Genomic DNA, 16,723 nt, shown 5'->3' on the forward strand with positions numbered 1-16,723 from the left:
TGTTGCTCCTTCTGCGCGGATGGCGGGGGCCATCCCGTGATACGTCGACCCCGTACAGGGGTCCGAAATGAGTTGGCACCAGCATCCAACACTTCTAGAATTCCGTCCAATGACAAATATGGCCACCTATCATTCCCATCTGGAATCAAGCGAGGCACCATGGAGTTGAGAGATCTGAAAGCCTTCGTCACCCTGGGGGAGGTATTGCACTTTGGTCAGGCGGCGGCGCGCCAGCACGTCACCCAGTCGGCCCTGAGCAAGCAGATCCGCCGGCTGGAGACGGACCTTGGCGGCGAGCTGTTCGAGCGCAACGCCGGCAGCACCCGGCTGACGGTGCTCGGGCGCGCCCTCTACGCCGACGCCTGCACCCTGGTGGCCCAGAGCGAGCAGCTCGCCCGCAGCGCCCGCGACGTGCTGGCGGGCCACGCGGGTACCCTGCGCATCGGCTTCGGGGTCGCCACCAAGCTGCTGGTGCCCGCCGCCATCGCCCGCTTTCGGGCCGGCCGCCCCGGGGTCGCCATCGAGCTCAACGATCTCTCCACCCATCACCAGTTGCTGGCGCTGGCGGAGGGCCGCCTGGATCTCGGCTTCTGCCGCCTGCCCGCCCCCAAGGGCTGGCCGGTGCTGCCCGTGGTGCGCGCCCATTTCGTCGCCGTGCTGCCCGCAGGCTATCAGGGGGTGGCGGGGCTCGCCGATCTGCAGGAGAAGCCGCTCGCCATCCTGCGCCGGGACAAGGCCCCCTCGTTTCACGATCAGTTCGTGCACTATCTGGCCCAGAGCGGGCTGCGCTTCCAGGACATCCAGTACGTCAACGACTTCGCCGCCGGCATCGCCACCGCGGCGGCCGGCATCGCCTGGACCCTGGTCCCCTCCTCCACCACCATTGAGCATCCCGATGTGCTGACCCTGCCCCTCGGGGAGGCCGACGCGAGCTGGATCATCGGGCTCATTCGCCCGCCGGGCAACGACAATCCCCTCGTCGCCCCCTTTTGGCAGACGGTGGCAGAGCTGGCGGATCCCGCCCTCACCGGCCTCATGACGACAGGGGACGGGGCTGCCGCCCGGGACACCCCATGAAAGGGAACCATTCGAGAATCATATTAACGATGGCATTGGGCGGTCACCCCCCTTAAAATTGCCGCACTGCCCCGACGCCACGACAAGGATCCGTTTCGTTCATGCACTCTCACTGGCTGCTGAGGTTTGATCTGCATCGCCTCATCCTTGCGCTGGCCGTCATCGGCGTGCTGGCTACCTTTGGCAACAGCTTTTACGCCATCTATCAGGCACAAAGACAACTGCTCATCGACAGCACCCTGGAGGCAAACCGGGTCTATGCCACCAAGCTCGCCGCCTCCACCGAGACCATGCTGCGCTCGGCCCAGGGACAGCTGGCCTATGGCGCGGCCCGGCTCGCCCCCTTGCTGCAGGGCAACGACCTCCATGGACTCGAGGAGGTGGCAGGCCAGTTGCGCCAGCAGACCAACACCTTCAACTCGGTGGCCATCGTGAACACCGACTCCGTCATCGTCGCCGTCTCTCCCGAGGCATTGCATGTGAAAGGGGTCAAGCTCACCTCGGCCAATGCGAGCCGGACCCTGGCAAGCCAGCAGCCCCTCATCGCGGATCCTCTGGTCTCCCTCACTGGCAACTACCTCATCAGCCTCTCCCACCCCATCTTCTCGGCAGACAAGCGCTACCTCGGCTATGTTGCCGGCACCATCTATCTGGAGTCCGCCAGCGTGCTCTCCAGCCTGCTGGGGCAGCACTACTACCAGGATGGTTCTTATCTTTATGTGGTGGACCGCCAGCGCACCCTCATCTATCACCCGAACCCGGAGCGCATCGGCCAGAGGATTGGCAAGAACCGGGTGGTGGATGCGGTGCTCAAGGGGCAGGATGGCGCGCAAAGCGTACTCAACTCCCGGGGCAGCGAGATGCTGGCAGGCTTTGCCCCGGTGGCGGACGCAGGCTGGGGGGTGGTGGCCCAGCGCCCCCGCAGCGCCACCCTGGCCGGTCTGGATGAACAGATGCTGGAGATCCTCAAGGGGATGATCCCGGTCACCCTCTTCATTCTCTTCGTCATCTGGCTCTCGGCCACCATCATCGCCAGGCCCTTGCGGCAACTGGCCAACCGGGCCGGACTCATGGATCAGCAGGGGGCCGCCACCAGCATCTCGGGGATCCGCGCCTGGTATTTCGAAGCAGCCCAGTTGAAGCAGGCCATCCTCAAGGGGCTGGGGCTGCTCAACACCAAGATCGACAAACTGCACACCGACAGCCACACCGACCCCATGACGGGCCTGTTCAACCGCCGGGCCATGCAGCAGATGCTGGACGAGTACGAGGTCGAGCGTCAGCCCCTGACGGTGATTGCCCTGGACATCGATCACTTCAAGGCCATCAACGACCGCTTCGGTCACGACGTGGGGGATGCCGTCATCGTCTCCCTCGCCACCCTGATGCAACAGGATCTGCGTTCCGATGCCGCCTTGTGTCGAAGCGGCGGCGAAGAGTTCCTGCTGCTGCTGCCCGGGGTCTCCCTTGCACAGGCGCAGAAGATCGCCGAGCGCCTGCGTACCCGGGTGGCGAGCCACGACATGGAGGTAGCTGGCCACATCACCATCTCCCTCGGCGTCGCCCACTGGGGAGCGGATGCCACCAGCATCGCCGCCGTGCTCAAGGAGGCGGACAAGGCGCTCTATGATGCCAAGAGCCAGGGCCGAAACTGCGTGGTGGTGGCCCTGGGCTGATCGGCCCAGGCTTTGCCGGACACCGTTCGGCCATAAAAAAACCCCTGCCATGGCAGGGGTCGGACGGTATCCATGTCAGGAGATCAGAGCGTGACAGCCAGGCTCTCGACCGAGGCGGCGCTCGGGGTCACCAGTACGGGCACCGATTTGGAGGTGGGGGTGAAAGAGCCCTCCCCTATGCTCTCGATGGCCACCAGAGGGTTGGTCTCCGGGTAGTAGGCGGCGATGTTGCCTTTCGGGATCTCGTAGAAGATGACGCTAAAGCCCCGCACCACCCGCTCGCGCCCGTCGTTGCACACCGCACTCATGTCCACCCGCTGCTCCTCGGCGAGCCCCAGCCTCCTGGCATCCTCCTCGTTCATGAAGACCACGTTGCGTCGCCCCTTGATGCCGCGATAGCGGTCATCCATGCCATAGATGGTGGTGTTGTACTGATCGTGGGAGCGCAGGCTCTGAAGCAGCAGCACGGGCTGGTCCACCATCTGCTCTGCGTGGCTGGTGCACTCGGGCAGGATGGAGTCCGGCAAACGGCTCGCCCTGAATTCGGCGCGCCCGCTCGCGGTGTTCCAGCGCAGCAGGGCGGCGCTGTTCTCCAGATGGAAGCCGCAGGGCTCCTCGATGCGGCGGTTGAAGTCGCCAAAGCCCGCGATGGTCTCCTCGATGAGATCCCGCAGCCGCCCGTAGTCATCCCGCAGCGCCAGCCAGTCCACCCGATCACTGCCAAGCGTTGCCTCGGCCATGCGGGCCACGATGTCTATCTCGGAGAGACAGAGCGGCGAGACCGGCTCGTTCATCCCGGTGGAGGCGTGCACCATGCTGAAGGTGTCCTCCACGGTGATCTTCTGCACCCCGGTGCGCTGCTGATCGAGCTCGGTACGGCCCAGGCAGGGCAGGATCAGGGCATCTTTTGACACCATGAGGTGGCTGCGGTTGAGCTTGGTGCTGATCTGCACGTTGAGCTCGCTCCTTCGCATCGCTTCATAGGTGAACTCGGTATCCGGCGCGGCGGCTGCCAGGTTGCCCCCAAGGCAGATGAGCACCTTGCTCTTGCCGCCATGAAGGGCTTTGAGGGCCTCGTAGACGTTGTGCCCCGGCGTGCGCTTGAAGCCCACCGGGAAGCGGCGCTCCAGGCGATCGAGGAAGGCGGCATTGGGTTTCTCGTTGATCCCCATGGTGCGGTTGCCCTGCACGTTGCTGTGACCGCGCACCGGACAGAGTCCGGCCCCCGGCTTGCCAATCTGGCCGCACATCAGGTGCAGGTTGACGATTTCGCGAATGGTGTCGACCGAATGCTTGTGCTGGGTGATCCCCATGGCCCAGCAGCTGATCACGCTCTCGCGGCTTGCGAAGATCTGCGCCGCCCGGGTGATCGCCTCCCGACCGAGGCCGGATTGCGCCTCGATCTGCGTCCACTCCGTGGCCTTCACCTGGGCCACATACTGATCAAACTGCGTCGTATGCTGCTCGATAAAGGCGAGATCGATACGCCCACCCTCCTCTTCCAGGATGTATTTCGCCATGCCGCGAATGGCCGCCATGTCACCGCCCAGCTTTGGCGTGAGGTACTGGTGGCTGATGGTGGTGGCCGCCGGGGTCAGTAGCTCCGCCGGGCTCTGGGGGCTCGCGAAGCGCTCGAGGGCCACCTCTTTGAGGTTGTTGAAGGTGACGATCTGGCACCCCTGGCGCGCCGCCTTGCGCAGGGCGTTCATCATGCGCGGGTGGTTGGTGCCCGGGTTCTGGCCAAAGACGAAGATGGCTTTGGCGGCGTCGAAATCATCGAGCACCACGGTGCCCTTGCCCACCCCGACGGACTGGATGAGCCCCACCCCGCTCGCCTCGTGGCACATGTTGGAGCAGTCGGGGAAGTTGTTGGTGCCATAGAGGCGGCCAAACAGCTGATAGAGGTAGGAGGCTTCGTTGCTGGCGCGTCCCGAGGTGTAGAACTCCACCTCGTCGGGGCTGGCCAGGCTCTTGAGTTTGTCGGCGATGAGGGCAAACGCCTGATCCCAGCTAACCGGCTCGTAGTGATCGGTGGCCGGGTTGTAGCGCAGGGGCTCGGTCAGTCGCCCCTGGTATTCGAGCCAGTAGTCGCTCTGGGTGGCGAGGCGACGCACCGAATGCTCGGCGAAGAAATCGGCCCCCACCGTCTTGCCGGTGGATTCCCAGGCCACCGCCTTAGCGCCATTCTCGCAAAACTGGAAGGCCCCCTGCTTGTTGTCACCCCAGGCGCAGCCGGGACAGTCAAAGCCGTCGGTCTGGTTGACCCGCAGCAGGTTCTTGATGTTCTGGCGGGTCTTCTGGCTGCGCAGCACCTGCTTGAAGGTGGACTGCAGGGAGGAAAAGCCGCCGGCCTTGGCCGGTTTCTCAATATGACTGGACATGGGAATCTCCAACGTGATCCTGGGCACGGGGGCTGGCATAGCAGACCGGGGCATCGGATCGGGGCACATGGATCAGGGTCAGGTTGTACTTCAGGGCCAGTCGCACCGCGAGCTGGCTGGGGGAAGCAAGGCTGATGAGGTGGGCGGCGCCAAATTGCACCGCCTTGTGAATGAGTTCGCTGCCGCAGCGGCTGGTGATGACCAGGGTGGCGGCCTGTACCGGCTGGCGCAGCTGCATGCCGATGAGCTTGTCCAGGGCGTTGTGCCGCCCTATGTCCTCCCGGCAGGCCAGGATCTCGCCGCGATCATCCAGCGCCAGGGCGGCATGAAGGGCGCCGCTCTGGCGGGCCTTGCTCTGCCAGGGGACGATGCGCTCCCGCAGATCCTGCAAAGAGGCGGTGTCGAAGGGGGCACCCGGGGTCAGCGGGGTGAGCACGGGCAACGCATGTTCGATGGCCTCCACGCCGCAGATGCCACAGCCGCTGGCACCGGCCAGGCGGCGCTTGCGCTGGCCAAGCATTGCCAGACAGCGGTTGGCAATGGTGACATCGAGCACGATGCCGTGCTCGGACGGGGTGCTCTGGATATCGTGTACATCGTGGTTGCCCCCGATGATCCCCTCGCCAAACAGAAAACCGATGGCGAAATCGTCGAGATCGTCCGGGGTGGCCATCATGACGGCATGGTTGATGCCGTTGATGTTGACGGACACGGCCACCTCCTCCACCAGCTCATCCAGACTGGGCAACCGTGAATTGAAAGGGATCATGCGAGACGCTTATAAGCTGTATTCGGGCCTCAAGTTTAGATAAGCCGCCGCGCCAAAACCAATGAAACAAATCTATCCACCAATAGATAACTTCTATTGCTATAAGGATGTCGATTGATTAAATTTGTCGCTCATTGCCTTTGTCTGCTGCCATTACCACGATGAATATCAAGCAGTTGCACTATTTCTACGAGCTGGCCCAGCACCGTCACTTCGCCAAGGCGGCCAAGGCTTGCTTCATCACCCAGCCGACCCTGTCGGCCAGCATCACCGCTCTGGAGAAGTCACTTGGCACCGAACTGGTGGTGCGCAACAGCCAGTTCGTGGCCCTGACCCAGGCGGGGGAAGTGGTGCTGCACCACGCCGAGCGGATGCTTCAGGAACAGGATGCCATGCGCCAGGAGCTGAGCCTCTTTCGGGGCGGGCTGTCGGGCGCGCTGCGCATCGGCGTCGTGCCCCAGTCGAGCATCGACATCATGCCGCTGCTCAAGGGGTTCAACGACGCCTACCCCAAGGTGGGCCTACACCTCTGCGTGATGACCCATGCCACCCTGATGGAGCAGCTGGATCTGCATCGCATCGACATCGGGCTCGGCTTTGACGAGTTGCTCACCGAGCATCAGCGCCGGGCCCTCGACGTCCAGCTTCGCCACCCCAACCCCATGGCCCTGCTGGGCCCCCTGCCTGCCCACTGCGCCCCGACCGGGCCGCTGACCCTGGCGGACCTGCAAGATCTCCCCCTGATCCTGCCAAGCACCACCATGCAGTTTCGCCGCTACCTGGACGAGGCCGCCGCCCGCCAGCAGATCAGCCTGCGGGTGGTGCTGGAGACCGACTCCCTGTTCCACCTGGTCAACGGGGTGAGCCACGGCCTGGGCTGCGCCGTGGTCAGCGCCGGCATCGCCGCCACCGCCCAGCAGCTCTTCAAACTGCCCTGCCATCCCTTGAGCGATGCAAGCGCAGGCACCATCGCCTTCATCACCCGAAAACACAGTGTCACCCCCGCCATGAAGGCGTTTCTCGCCAAGGCTGGGGCATGAAAAAGGCAGCCCATAGGGGCTGCCTGCACTGATCAAGGGGGGAGCTTGCGCCTCTCCTCGCGTCAGCCTGCTCCTTGCTGTTTGTCCAGCGCCGCGATGAAGGCGCTCGCCAGAGCGTGGTCGGAGAAGGGATTCTGGCCTGTGATGAGCTCGCGATCGATCACAACGCCAGGCTGCCAGGGTGCCACGAACTGCATGCTGCCGCCGGCCTGGGCCATGGCCTTCGCCGGGTAGTAGCGCAGCTTGTCACCCCCAAGGGAGCCTTCAAACACCGCCTCTTCCTTGTCGGAGAAGATGGTCATCCTGTAACCGTCGTAGATCCACTCTCTGGCGCCGTCTGCCTTGCCTGCAATGACCGACTGCTCGAACCCGGCCGGATCCGCCTGCGCCGCCAGCAGCGCGATGGGGCCGTGGCAGATGGCGGCCGTGGGTTTGTGGTTGTCATGGAAGTGGCGAAGCAGGGTCCCCACCTCGGGATCCTTGGCAAGATCGATGAGGGGCGCGTGACCGCCGGGAATGAAGAGGCCGGCATAGCGCTCGGGACCGGATGCCAGCACCTCCCTCAGGGAGAGCACCTTGCCGGCGCCAAGCAGCCCCTCCACGACGGCGCCGATGCGTACCATCTCCTGCGGGTTGCCACCAAAGTACTGGGGATCGACGGAGTGCGTGTCGACAACGGGCCGGTTCCCTCTCGGGGTCACCGGGGTCAGGGTATAACCGGCCTCCAGCAGGGCGGCGGCAGGCACCCCCAGTTCATTTTGGTAGAAGCCGGTGGTCAGGCTCTTGCCCCCTTGCAGCGGCAGTTCGGTCTCGCTCGAGAGCAGCACCAGGATCTCGCCTTTCGGGGCGGCGCTGGCCGCAGCGGAGGTCGCCAGCAGCAGTGAGGCCAGCACGGCCTTGAGGGTGTTCTTCATCGTGATCTTCCTTTTGATGGCAGTGATCGATCGGGCGGCCACCGGGCCGCCCTCGATGAGCAATTTACTGATTACCCATGGACGAATAAACTCACACCATTGAACTTGATTATTTACATGGATGAACATATGTCACGTGCCTTCGACCCCGTCCAGCTCGGCACCATAGAGCTCTTTTGCAAGGCAGCCGAACTTGGCAGCTTTACCGCCACGGCTCAGGTACTGGGGGTAACGCCCGCCTCGGTGAGCCGCTCCATCCAGCGTCTCGAGGCCAGGCTCGGCGTCAAACTCTTCCATCGCACCACCCGCAGCGTGCGCCTCACCCATGACGGGGAGCTCTATCGGGAGCAGTGCCAGCAGGCGCTCGAGCAGATCGCCGAGGCCGAGCGGGCCATCACCGGTCGCCAGCGCCACCCCAAAGGAGTGCTGCGCATCAGCGTGGGCACCGTCTATGCCCACCACCGTCTGGTGCCCCTGCTGCCGGGCTTCATGGCGGCCTATCCCGAGGTCGAACTGGAGCTCAATGTCTCCAACAGGAACATCGACTTCGTGGATGATGGTTACGATCTGGCCATCCGGCTGGGAGAGCCGCGCGATGGGCGGATCATCGCCCGCAAGCTGGAGGATGCCAGCCTCGGGGTCTTCTGCGCCCCCGATTATGCCGCCCGCCGCCCCGCGCCAACCTCCCTGGAGATGCTGTCGCAACACGAGCTGATCCAGTTCATCACCCCGAGCACGGGTCGCCCCTTCCCCTGGCAGTTCGTGAACGAGCAGGGGGACCCTGTCGACCTTCATGTTCAGAGCAGACAGCGGGTGCTGGACGATGTGCTGGCGGGTCTGGGCTGGGCGGTGGCTGGGGGCGGTCTGTTCCAGATCTACCATTTCGTGGCAGCCGAGGCGCTGTTGCAAGGCAAGCTGATCGAGGTGATGACCCCCTTTGCGGGGCGATCCCGCCCCTTCTACGCCCTCTATCCACAGCACCGTCACCTCTCGGCCCGGGTCCGGGCCTTCGTGGATTATCTGCTGGCAGCGGTGCACCCCGAAGGGTCGCCTGTGCCAGGGGAATATCCCCCTCTTCGTTGACGAGGGCCCCTCATCTGCGTGCCTGCGCCCCCGATACCGGGGGCAAAAAGCAGGTGGCACTCTGGACACAATGGTTGCCTAATTAAATAAATATGCATAAAAATCAATGCAGGCAGGGCTCGATATATGAACTCTTCTGCTGTTTGTATGAAGCATCGTGCTGCTGAAAATTTTCTGTGAGCCACCTCCCGCCGTTTAATTCAAGAGCCTATAACCTTGACCCGTACAATAAAAACCTGACGTGTTCCGGTTTATTTCACCATGCATCACAAAGGAGTGTCATATGTATAAAAAAGTGAAACTGGCGAGCATTATCAGCACCCTTATTCTCTCGGCCACTGCATATTCTGCAGAGATGACCGTGGGCTTTTCTCAAATTGGTTCTGAATCCGGGTGGCGAGCTGCAGAAACATCGGTCGCCAAGAGCGAGGCCCAAAAACGCGGCATCATCCTGAAAATTGCCGATGCCCAGCAGAAACAGGAGAACCAGATCAAGGCCATTCGCTCCTTTATTGCCCAGGGGGTGGATGCCATCTTTATTGCCCCCGTGGTACAGACTGGCTGGGAGCCGGTATTGCAGGAGGCGAAAGAGGCCGAGATCCCGGTCTTCCTGCTGGATCGCAATATCACGGTAAAAGATGACGGTCTCTTCATGACCGGGGTCGCCGCCGACAGCGTCCACGAAGGGGAAGTGGCAGCCCAGTGGCTCATCAAGCAGCAGGATGGCAAACCGTGCAACGTGGTTGAATTGCAGGGCACGGTGGGTGCCAGCGTGGCGCTGGATCGCAAGAAGGGCTTCCTCGACACCGTCTCGGCCGTGCCCACCATCAAGATCATCCGCACCCAGTCCGGCGACTTCACCCGCAGCAAAGGCAAGGAGGTGATGGAGAGCTTCATCAAGGCGGAAAATAGCGGCAAGAATATTTGCGCCGTCTACGCCCATAACGATGACATGGCCATCGGCGCCATCCAGGCCATTAAAGAGGCCGGGCTGAAACCGGGCAAGGATATCAAGATCATCTCCATCGATGGCGTGCCGGATATTTTCAAGGCGATGATCGCAGGCGAAGCCAATGCCTCGGTGGAGCTCACGCCGAATATGGCGGGACCTGCCTTCGATGCCCTGCTGGCCTATAAGAAAGATGGCACCCTGCCCCCCAAACATATCAAGACGGAGTCCAAACTGTTTGAGCCCGGGAGTGCCGAGGCGCAGCTCGAGCTGAAAAAAGACATGGGTTATTAATCCCGCTCCCCCGCCAGACTGTCACATAGCGCGCCATATAAGTGATTGAACTTGTATGGCGCGCTATATCGGAGAGCCAATGTTCATGTCAGAGAACACTCACGATGTCGTATTGAATGCCCGCGGAATATGCAAGGCGTTTCCCGGAGTACGAGCCCTGCATCAGGTGGACTTCTCCCTGCGCCGGGGAGAGATCATGGCGCTGCTCGGCGAGAACGGGGCCGGCAAGTCCACTTTGATCAAGACCCTCACCGGTGTCTATCAGCGAGACGCCGGCCGTATCGAACTCGATGGCGTCCCCATCTCCCCGACGGACACCGCCCATGCCCAGCGTCTGGGGATAGGCACCGTCTATCAGGAGGTCAACCTGCTGCCGAACATGTCGGTGGCGGACAACCTCTTCATCGGCCATGAGCCCCGCCGTTTCGGCTTCATCGACCGGGGCGCCATGACCCGGCAGGCCAGCGCCATCATGGCCAGCCACGGCTTCGAGATGGATGTCACCCTGCCCCTCGACCACTACTCGGTCGCCATGCAGCAGATCGTGGCCATCGCCCGGGCGGTGTCCCTCTCCGCCAGGATCCTGATCCTGGACGAGCCCACCGCGAGCCTGGATGCCAGCGAAGTCCAGATGCTCTTCTCCCTCATGACGCGCCTGCGGGATCAGGGGGTGAGCCTCATCTTCATCACCCATTTTCTCGATCAGGTCTACGCCATCAGCGATCGCATCACAGTGCTGCGCAACGGCGAGCTGGTCGGCACCCGCGACACCCAGGCACTGCCACAACTGGAGCTGGTCAAGATGATGCTGGGGCGCGAGCTGGACGACAATGCCCTCAAGCGGGCGGGCAAGACACTGCGCAGCAACCAGCCCATGGTGTCGTTCAGGGACTATGGCAAGCGGGGAGTCATCGCCCCCTTCAGTCTCGACGTCATGCCCGGGGAGATAGTGGGTCTCGCCGGCCTGCTCGGGTCCGGTCGTACCGAGACCGCCGAGCTGATGTTCGGCATAGTGCCGAGCGACAGCGGCGAGTGCCGGGTGCGGGACAAGCCGGTGACCATCCGCTCTGCACGCCAGGCGGCCGCCAACGGCTTTGGTTTCTGCCCGGAGGATCGCAAGAGCGCCGGCATCATCGCCTCGGCCTCGGTGCGGGAGAACATGGTGCTGGCCCTGCAAGCCCAGCGGGGCTGGTTGCATCCCCTGTCTCGCAAGGAACAGGACGAGATCACCGCCCGCCTCATCGAGCAGTTGGCCATCAAGACCCCGGGACCGGAGCAGCCCATCCAGTTTCTCTCCGGGGGCAACCAGCAAAAGGTGCTGCTCGCCCGCTGGCTGCTCACCAAACCCCAGTTCCTGATCCTGGACGAGCCCACCCGGGGCATCGACGTGGGGGCCCACGCCGAGATCATCCGCCTCATCGAATCCCTCTGCGCCAACGGGCTGGCCCTGCTGGTCATCTCCTCCGAGCTCGAGGAGCTGGTGGGCTATGCCGATCGGGTGATCGTCCTTCGTGACAGAAAACAGGTGGCAGAGCTTGCGACGGACGCCCTGAGCGTCCCTGCCATCATGAACGCCATTGCATGTGAGGCCTGATATGACGTCATCCATCCTCCCCCTCGCCAAGGGGTCGCGCGCCCGCAGGGAGTGGCCCACGGGCTCGGCCCAGTGCGCCGCCCTGGTGTGCGTGCTGCTCATCAATGCCCTGGTCGCCGACAACTTCTTCGCCATCCACATCCAGGATGGGCGGCTGTTTGGCAGCCTCATCGACATCCTCAACCGCTGTGCCCCGGTGGCCCTGCTCTCTCTCGGCATGACGCTGGTGATCGCCACCGGCGGCATCGACCTGTCGGTGGGAGCCGTCATGGCCATCAGCGGGGCCACCATGGCCAGCCTGGCCACCGGCGGTCACAGCCTGCCGGTCATCTTCGCCGCCGTCATCGGGGTGGGCCTTCTGTGCGGCCTGTGGAACGGCCTGCTGGTGGCGGTGTTCAAGATCCAGCCCATCGTCGCCACCCTGATCCTCATGGTGGCGGGCCGGGGCATCGCCCAGCTCATCACCGAGGGGCAGATCATCACCTTCAACAACGACGCACTCGCCTGGATCGGCAGCGGCTCCCTCTTCTATCTGCCCACCCCGGTCATCATCACCCTGGGCATGGCGCTGCTGCTCTGGCTACTGACCAAGCGCACCGCCCTCGGCCTCTTCATCGAAGCGGTGGGGATCAACATCAAGGCCGCCAAGAACGCCGGGCTCAACACCCCCATGGTGGTGATCGCCACCTACCTGCTGAGCGGCATGATGGCCGCCGTCGCCGGCATGATAATCGCCGCCGACATCCGGGGTGCCGATGCCAACAACGCCGGGCTCTGGCTCGAGATGGACGCCATTCTGGCGGTGGTGATAGGAGGCACCTCCCTGATGGGGGGGCGCTTCAACCTCGCCCTCTCCCTGATCGGCATACTGATCATCCAGGGGGTGAACACCGGGATCCTGCTCTCCGGCTACCAGCCCCAGTGGAACCAGATCGTCAAGGCCCTGGTGGTGCTGGCGGTGCTGGTCATGCAGTCACCGGCCCTCAACCACCTCTTCCAGCGAGGGACTCGCCATGTTTAAACGCAACCTCCCCCTGATGGTGACCATCATGGTCTTCGTGCTGGGCTATCTGCTCTGCCTGGCCTCCTTCCCAGCCTTCATGTCCACCCGCATCATCTGCAACATCCTGACGGACAACGCGTTTCTGGGAATTGTGGCGGTGGGCATGACCTTCGTCATCCTCTCGGGGGGCATCGATCTGTCGGTGGGGGCCGTCATCGCCTTCACCGGCGTGCTGCTGGCAACCCTCATCGGGAAGCTGGGCGTCAGCCCCGTGCTGGCCATCCCTCTGGTGCTGGTGCTCGGGGCAGGCTTTGGCGCCCTCATGGGCTGGCTCATCGACACCCTGAAGATCCCCGCCTTCATCATCACCCTGGCGGGCATGTTCTTCCTGCGAGGGGCCAGTTTTCTCATCTCCGAGCAGTCCCTGCCCATCGATCACCCCACCTTCACCTACCTGTCGAGCCTGTCGTGGAAGATACCGGGGGGCGGTCGCCTGAGCCTGCTGGCTCTCATTATGCTGGCGGTGGTGGTCTTCGGCATCCTGCTCGCCAACCGCACCCGCTTTGGCAACAACGTTTACGCCATCGGCGGCAACGCTACCTCGGCAGCCCTGATGGGGATCTCGGTGCGCCACACCACCATTCGCATCTACCTGCTCTCCACCACCCTGGCGACCCTGGCAGGCATCGTGTTCGCGCTCTATACCTCGGCGGGCTATCCGCTCGCCGCCGTCGGGGTGGAGCTCGATGCCATCGCCGCCGTTGTCATCGGCGGCACCCTGCTGAGCGGCGGGGTGGGCACCGTCTTCGGCTCCCTGTTCGGGGTGCTGATCCAGGGGTTGATCCAGACCTACATCAACTTCGACGGTACCCTCAGCTCCTGGTGGACCAAGATCATCATCGGCCTGCTGCTGTTCAGCTTCATCGCCCTGCAGCGCCTGCTGATCCTGGTTTCGGAGCACCGCAAGGCCAACAAGCCAGGTCCCTTCAAGCGCCAGGTTGCCGCCCAGCCCGAGTGAGGTATCAGCAAGACTCTGGTGGCAGAAGATAACGCGGCAAGGCGCTCCCGTGCGCCCTCCCCGCCTGGCCGTCGCGGGTCCGGCGCAGAGGATGGGGAGGCAGCGGGGGCGCTCACAGGGCCCGGCCCCAACCTCCCGCACGCCCCTTTGAGGGGTGACACCGTCTTTGGAGGGCACTCAGGTCAATCGCGCCACCAGGCGCTGCCCTCATGGGGGCTCAGCACCTCCAGAGGCTCCCCCATGACAGGCGTGGTCAGGGGGATCTGTTGCTCGGCAGCCAGTCGGGCAATCTGCTCAAGCGGGTCGTTCCAGCGGTGCATGGCCAGATCGAAGGTGCCGTTGTGCACCGGATAGAGCCATTTCCCCCCGAGATCGTGAAACGCCTGCGCCGTCTGCGCCGGGAGCATGTGCACCAGCTCCCAGCGCTTGTCGTAGGCCCCGGTCTCGAGGAAGGTCACGTCGAACGGACCGTAGCGCCTGCCAATCTCCTTGAAACCGTCGAAGTAGCCGCTGTCACCGCTGAAGAAGAGGTTGACCCCCTCGCCGCGAATGACCCAGGAGGCCCAGAGGGTCTGGTTGCCGTCCCCGAGGCCACGGCCGGAGAAATGCTGGGCCGGGGTCGCTACCAGGGTGACACCGCCCACCCGGGTCTGCTGCCACCAGTCCAGTTCGCGGATCTTCTCCTTCGCAATCCCCCAGGCCATGAGGCGCGCCCCCACCCCGAGGGGCGTGATGAAGTGGCCGACCTTCTCCTGCAGCGCCAGTATGGCCCCGTGATCGAGATGGTCGTAGTGATCATGGGAGAGGATCACCCCCTCGATGGGAGGCAACGCTTCCAGGGTGATGGGCGGCTGATGCCAGCGCTTGGGGCCGAACCACCGCACCGGCGAGGCCCGCTCGCTGAACACGGGATCCGTCAGCCAGAACGTGCCCTGCAACTTGAGCAGCAGAGTGGAGTGGCCGAGGCGCCACACGCTGTTGTCCGGCGCCGCAATGAGCCCCTCCCGGGTCATGACCTGTACCGGAATGGCGCGATCCGGCACCGTGCCCTCAGGCTTGGCGAACAGGAAGTCCCACCAGAGCCTGGCCCCTTCCCAGAGGCTTCGCGCCTGGGGTGTCACGGCATTGTTGAACCGGCCCCCCTGATATTGCGAGGAATCCGGGTGTTCGGGCAGGCCCGGTTTGAGTAGAGATGCGATCATGCCAATCATCAGGGCTCCTTTGAGCAACCACAGAAAACGGCGCCCCTCAGGGGCGCGAAAAGAGGCTGACGGGTTCTGCAATCTGACACGCCTGCCAACCTGGTATCTGGTGAGTCGGGAGCAACCCCTGCACGGGGCCGCACCTTCCGTAAAACAGAGTGGAAGAGCTGCACCGCATGAAACCGGTGCCCGGCGTCTCCAGCAACGGCAAGATAGCCTCTCCGAGCTCCCGCCACCAGAGGGGGTCGCGTTGCCGCGTGGCCCCGGCATGGTGTCGCGTCACGCACATGGCCTCACCTGCTCTGCCAGCGCCAACAAAAGGAGGCGTCAGATGGCGTACTGCAAGAGCTTGCAGTGCTGAAAGTCAGAAGATGGCTGGGCCATAGAGGCCACGGGAGGTGACTGAGGGAAAGCATGATCTCAAGGGAACAGTGCTGAAGATCAAGAGGAAGTTTGAGCCAGGCGCGGTCTGAAGCCTGATGAACGCCCATAGGGCACAGGCTCACCTTGCGGTAGAGCAAATAGCATGTGAAGAGAGCTGAAAATGCACTTTGAAGACTCCTGATTCATCCACATGAAGTGGATTACCAAGAGGTCTGAAGGGGGTATTAGCAGTAACTTGTTGAATAGCAGAAACAGGTGGTGGCCCTACCAGCCACATCCCGGCACTCGAGTCCCCCGCCTTGGCTGCTACCTTCCGGTCCTGACCAGGTCGACGGGTTATCAATGCGAGAGGACCAATAGGACCACCGGCGAGGAGAATAGGCAAACTGGCCCCTCAATGCAACGGCTTTCTGCCGCATCGCGAGCTGTTCGCCTTATTTTTCAACAATCTGGCCAAGGGTTCAGCTAAAGAGCATGAATTTGGCACCCACCAGCAACATGAGCAGGGCAAAGGCCTGCTTGAGCCGCCGGGGTGACATTCGGTGTGCCAGTCTGGCGCCCAGACGGGCAAACTGGGTGCTGGTGAGCACGATGCCAAGCAGGGCCGGCAGATAGATGAATCCGACGCTCCACTCGGGCAGATCGGCGTCTCCCCAACCGGCATAGAGGTAGCTGAGGCTGCCTGCCAGGGCGATGGGCATGCTGCAGGCGGCGGAGGCGGCCACGGCGTTGCGCATGGGCACCGAATTCCAGGTGAGGTAAGGCACGGTCAGCGAGCCGCCACCGATGCCGAACAAGGCCGACATCCAGCCGATGACGGTGCCCGCGATCCCGGTACCAAGGGGGCCCGGCATGTGTCGCTCCGCTTTTGGCCTCAGATTGAGCCCCATCTGCAGGGCCATGGTCCAGGCGAAGCAGCCGATGATGATGTTGAGGGTGCTGGCGCTCAGCAGGTTGGCGGTCATGCCGCCGAGCCAGGCACCGACCAGCATGCCGGCGCCCAGGCGCCGAATCATCCCCCAGTCCACCGCTCCTGCCTCCTGGTGCGCACGCAGGGAGCTGAAACCGGTGAAGATCATGGTGGGCAGCGAGGTGCCGAGGGCCAGATGGGTGATGATCTCCGGCGCCACGCCCTGTGCGTGAAAACTCAGGACCAGCACGGGGACGATGATGAGGCCGCCGCCGATACCGAACAGCCCGGCCAGCATGCCCGCGAAGGCGCCCAACACCAGATAGCCCACAAACAGCATAAACATTCCTTCAATAACGAAACAGCGGTCAACTTGACCGCCATTATCCATAAAAAAGAGATGGCATCTTGCCATCTCTTTATTGTGCC

Annotated in this window: 13 protein-coding genes and 1 other RNA gene; 8 read left to right on the top strand and 6 right to left on the bottom strand. The window is 63.3% G+C overall.

Annotated features, from left to right (window positions below; all coding sequences use genetic code 11):
• Positions 1 to 159: 159 nt before the first annotated feature.
• Both AB5Y59_RS01100 and AB5Y59_RS01105 read left to right on the top strand, forming a co-directional pair.
• A complete protein-coding gene (locus AB5Y59_RS01100) occupies positions 160 to 1,077 on the top strand; it encodes a LysR family transcriptional regulator (protein WP_368211305.1) in 918 nt (305 codons plus the stop codon).
• A 101-nt stretch (positions 1,078 to 1,178) separates the two neighbouring features.
• Positions 1,179 to 2,753, top strand: coding sequence for a sensor domain-containing diguanylate cyclase (locus AB5Y59_RS01105; protein WP_045524796.1), 1,575 nt, complete (start codon positions 1,179 to 1,181; stop codon positions 2,751 to 2,753).
• An 83-nt stretch (positions 2,754 to 2,836) separates the two neighbouring features.
• Here AB5Y59_RS01105 and AB5Y59_RS01110 read toward each other — a convergent pair whose 3' ends face one another.
• Complete coding sequence (locus AB5Y59_RS01110; protein WP_286700159.1) at positions 2,837 to 5,134, bottom strand: FdhF/YdeP family oxidoreductase; 2,298 nt, start codon at positions 5,132 to 5,134, stop codon at positions 2,837 to 2,839.
• Positions 5,118 to 5,903: a formate dehydrogenase accessory sulfurtransferase FdhD gene (gene fdhD, locus AB5Y59_RS01115; RefSeq protein ID WP_029314473.1), complete on the bottom strand. Its 786-nt coding sequence runs from the start codon at positions 5,901 to 5,903 to the stop codon at positions 5,118 to 5,120. The genes AB5Y59_RS01110 and fdhD overlap by 17 nt, the downstream gene beginning before the upstream one ends.
• 161 nt (positions 5,904 to 6,064) lie before the next feature.
• Here fdhD and AB5Y59_RS01120 point away from each other — a divergent pair, with 161 nt between their 5' ends.
• Positions 6,065 to 6,943 carry a LysR family transcriptional regulator gene (locus AB5Y59_RS01120; protein WP_048208684.1) on the top strand — a complete coding sequence of 293 codons (879 nt, stop codon included), beginning with the start codon at positions 6,065 to 6,067 and terminating at the stop codon, positions 6,941 to 6,943.
• Between the two features lie 62 nt (positions 6,944 to 7,005).
• Here the strand turns inward: AB5Y59_RS01120 and AB5Y59_RS01125 are convergent, their stop codons facing one another.
• On the bottom strand, positions 7,006 to 7,857 hold the full coding sequence (locus AB5Y59_RS01125) for a type 1 glutamine amidotransferase domain-containing protein (protein WP_128344641.1): 852 nt from the start codon (positions 7,855 to 7,857) through the stop codon (positions 7,006 to 7,008).
• A gap of 129 nt (positions 7,858 to 7,986) precedes the next feature.
• On the opposite strand from AB5Y59_RS01125, the gene AB5Y59_RS01130 reads away from it, so the two are divergent.
• The 5 genes from AB5Y59_RS01130 (at position 7,987) to yjfF (ending at position 13,798) form a co-directional block, all read left to right on the top strand.
• Positions 7,987 to 8,940, top strand: coding sequence for a LysR family transcriptional regulator (locus AB5Y59_RS01130; RefSeq protein ID WP_368211309.1), 954 nt, complete (start codon positions 7,987 to 7,989; stop codon positions 8,938 to 8,940).
• A gap of 283 nt (positions 8,941 to 9,223) precedes the next feature.
• Entirely contained in the window at positions 9,224 to 10,183 is a 960-nt protein-coding gene (gene ytfQ, locus AB5Y59_RS01135) for a galactofuranose ABC transporter, galactofuranose-binding protein YtfQ (RefSeq protein ID WP_010674607.1), read from the top strand.
• An 85-nt stretch (positions 10,184 to 10,268) separates the two neighbouring features.
• Positions 10,269 to 11,777 carry a galactofuranose ABC transporter, ATP-binding protein YtfR gene (gene ytfR / locus AB5Y59_RS01140; protein ID WP_039039167.1) on the top strand — a complete coding sequence of 503 codons (1,509 nt, stop codon included), beginning with the start codon at positions 10,269 to 10,271 and terminating at the stop codon, positions 11,775 to 11,777.
• A 1-nt stretch (position 11,778) separates the two neighbouring features.
• Positions 11,779 to 12,798, top strand: a complete 1,020-nt coding sequence (ytfT, locus tag AB5Y59_RS01145; RefSeq protein ID WP_368211311.1) for a galactofuranose ABC transporter, ATP-binding protein YtfT — start codon at positions 11,779 to 11,781, stop codon at positions 12,796 to 12,798.
• The gene (yjfF, locus tag AB5Y59_RS01150) at positions 12,791 to 13,798 is read left to right on the top strand and encodes a galactofuranose ABC transporter, permease protein YjfF (protein WP_010674604.1); all 1,008 of its coding nucleotides are present in this window, start codon (positions 12,791 to 12,793) and stop codon (positions 13,796 to 13,798) included. The genes ytfT and yjfF overlap by 8 nt, the downstream gene beginning before the upstream one ends.
• Positions 13,799 to 13,980: 182 nt before the next feature.
• Here yjfF and AB5Y59_RS01155 read toward each other — a convergent pair whose 3' ends face one another.
• From AB5Y59_RS01155 to AB5Y59_RS01165, 3 genes are all read right to left on the bottom strand, one after another.
• On the bottom strand, positions 13,981 to 15,009 hold the full coding sequence (locus AB5Y59_RS01155) for an MBL fold metallo-hydrolase (RefSeq protein WP_368211313.1): 1,029 nt from the start codon (positions 15,007 to 15,009) through the stop codon (positions 13,981 to 13,983).
• A gap of 637 nt (positions 15,010 to 15,646) precedes the next feature.
• Positions 15,647 to 15,743, bottom strand: an RNA gene (gene ffs / locus AB5Y59_RS01160) — signal recognition particle sRNA small type.
• Between the two features lie 102 nt (positions 15,744 to 15,845).
• On the bottom strand, positions 15,846 to 16,634 hold the full coding sequence (locus tag AB5Y59_RS01165; protein ID WP_042014760.1) for a sulfite exporter TauE/SafE family protein: 789 nt from the start codon (positions 16,632 to 16,634) through the stop codon (positions 15,846 to 15,848).
• Positions 16,635 to 16,723 lie beyond the last annotated feature (89 nt).

Source organism: Aeromonas sp. s10, from assembly GCF_040907975.1.
GTDB lineage: Bacteria > Pseudomonadota > Gammaproteobacteria > Enterobacterales > Aeromonadaceae > Aeromonas > Aeromonas caviae.

Excerpts from the sequence above, each read along its gene's own strand:
- ytfR (WP_039039167.1), top strand. The coding sequence starts at position 10,269 with ATGTCAGAGAACACTCACGATGTCGTATTGAATGCCCGCGGAATATGC.
- AB5Y59_RS01125 (WP_128344641.1), bottom strand. The coding sequence starts at position 7,857 with ATGAAGAACACCCTCAAGGCCGTGCTGGCCTCACTGCTGCTGGCGACC.
- ytfQ (WP_010674607.1), top strand. The coding sequence starts at position 9,224 with ATGTATAAAAAAGTGAAACTGGCGAGCATTATCAGCACCCTTATTCTC.
- fdhD (WP_029314473.1), bottom strand. The coding sequence starts at position 5,903 with ATGATCCCTTTCAATTCACGGTTGCCCAGTCTGGATGAGCTGGTGGAG.
- yjfF (WP_010674604.1), top strand. The coding sequence starts at position 12,791 with ATGTTTAAACGCAACCTCCCCCTGATGGTGACCATCATGGTCTTCGTG.
- AB5Y59_RS01100 (WP_368211305.1), top strand. The coding sequence starts at position 160 with ATGGAGTTGAGAGATCTGAAAGCCTTCGTCACCCTGGGGGAGGTATTG.
- AB5Y59_RS01120 (WP_048208684.1), top strand. The coding sequence starts at position 6,065 with ATGAATATCAAGCAGTTGCACTATTTCTACGAGCTGGCCCAGCACCGT.
- AB5Y59_RS01130 (WP_368211309.1), top strand. The coding sequence starts at position 7,987 with ATGTCACGTGCCTTCGACCCCGTCCAGCTCGGCACCATAGAGCTCTTT.
- AB5Y59_RS01105 (WP_045524796.1), top strand. The coding sequence starts at position 1,179 with ATGCACTCTCACTGGCTGCTGAGGTTTGATCTGCATCGCCTCATCCTT.
- ytfT (WP_368211311.1), top strand. The coding sequence starts at position 11,779 with ATGACGTCATCCATCCTCCCCCTCGCCAAGGGGTCGCGCGCCCGCAGG.
- AB5Y59_RS01155 (WP_368211313.1), bottom strand. The coding sequence starts at position 15,009 with ATGATTGGCATGATCGCATCTCTACTCAAACCGGGCCTGCCCGAACAC.
- AB5Y59_RS01165 (WP_042014760.1), bottom strand. The coding sequence starts at position 16,634 with ATGCTGTTTGTGGGCTATCTGGTGTTGGGCGCCTTCGCGGGCATGCTG.
- AB5Y59_RS01110 (WP_286700159.1), bottom strand. The coding sequence starts at position 5,134 with ATGTCCAGTCATATTGAGAAACCGGCCAAGGCCGGCGGCTTTTCCTCC.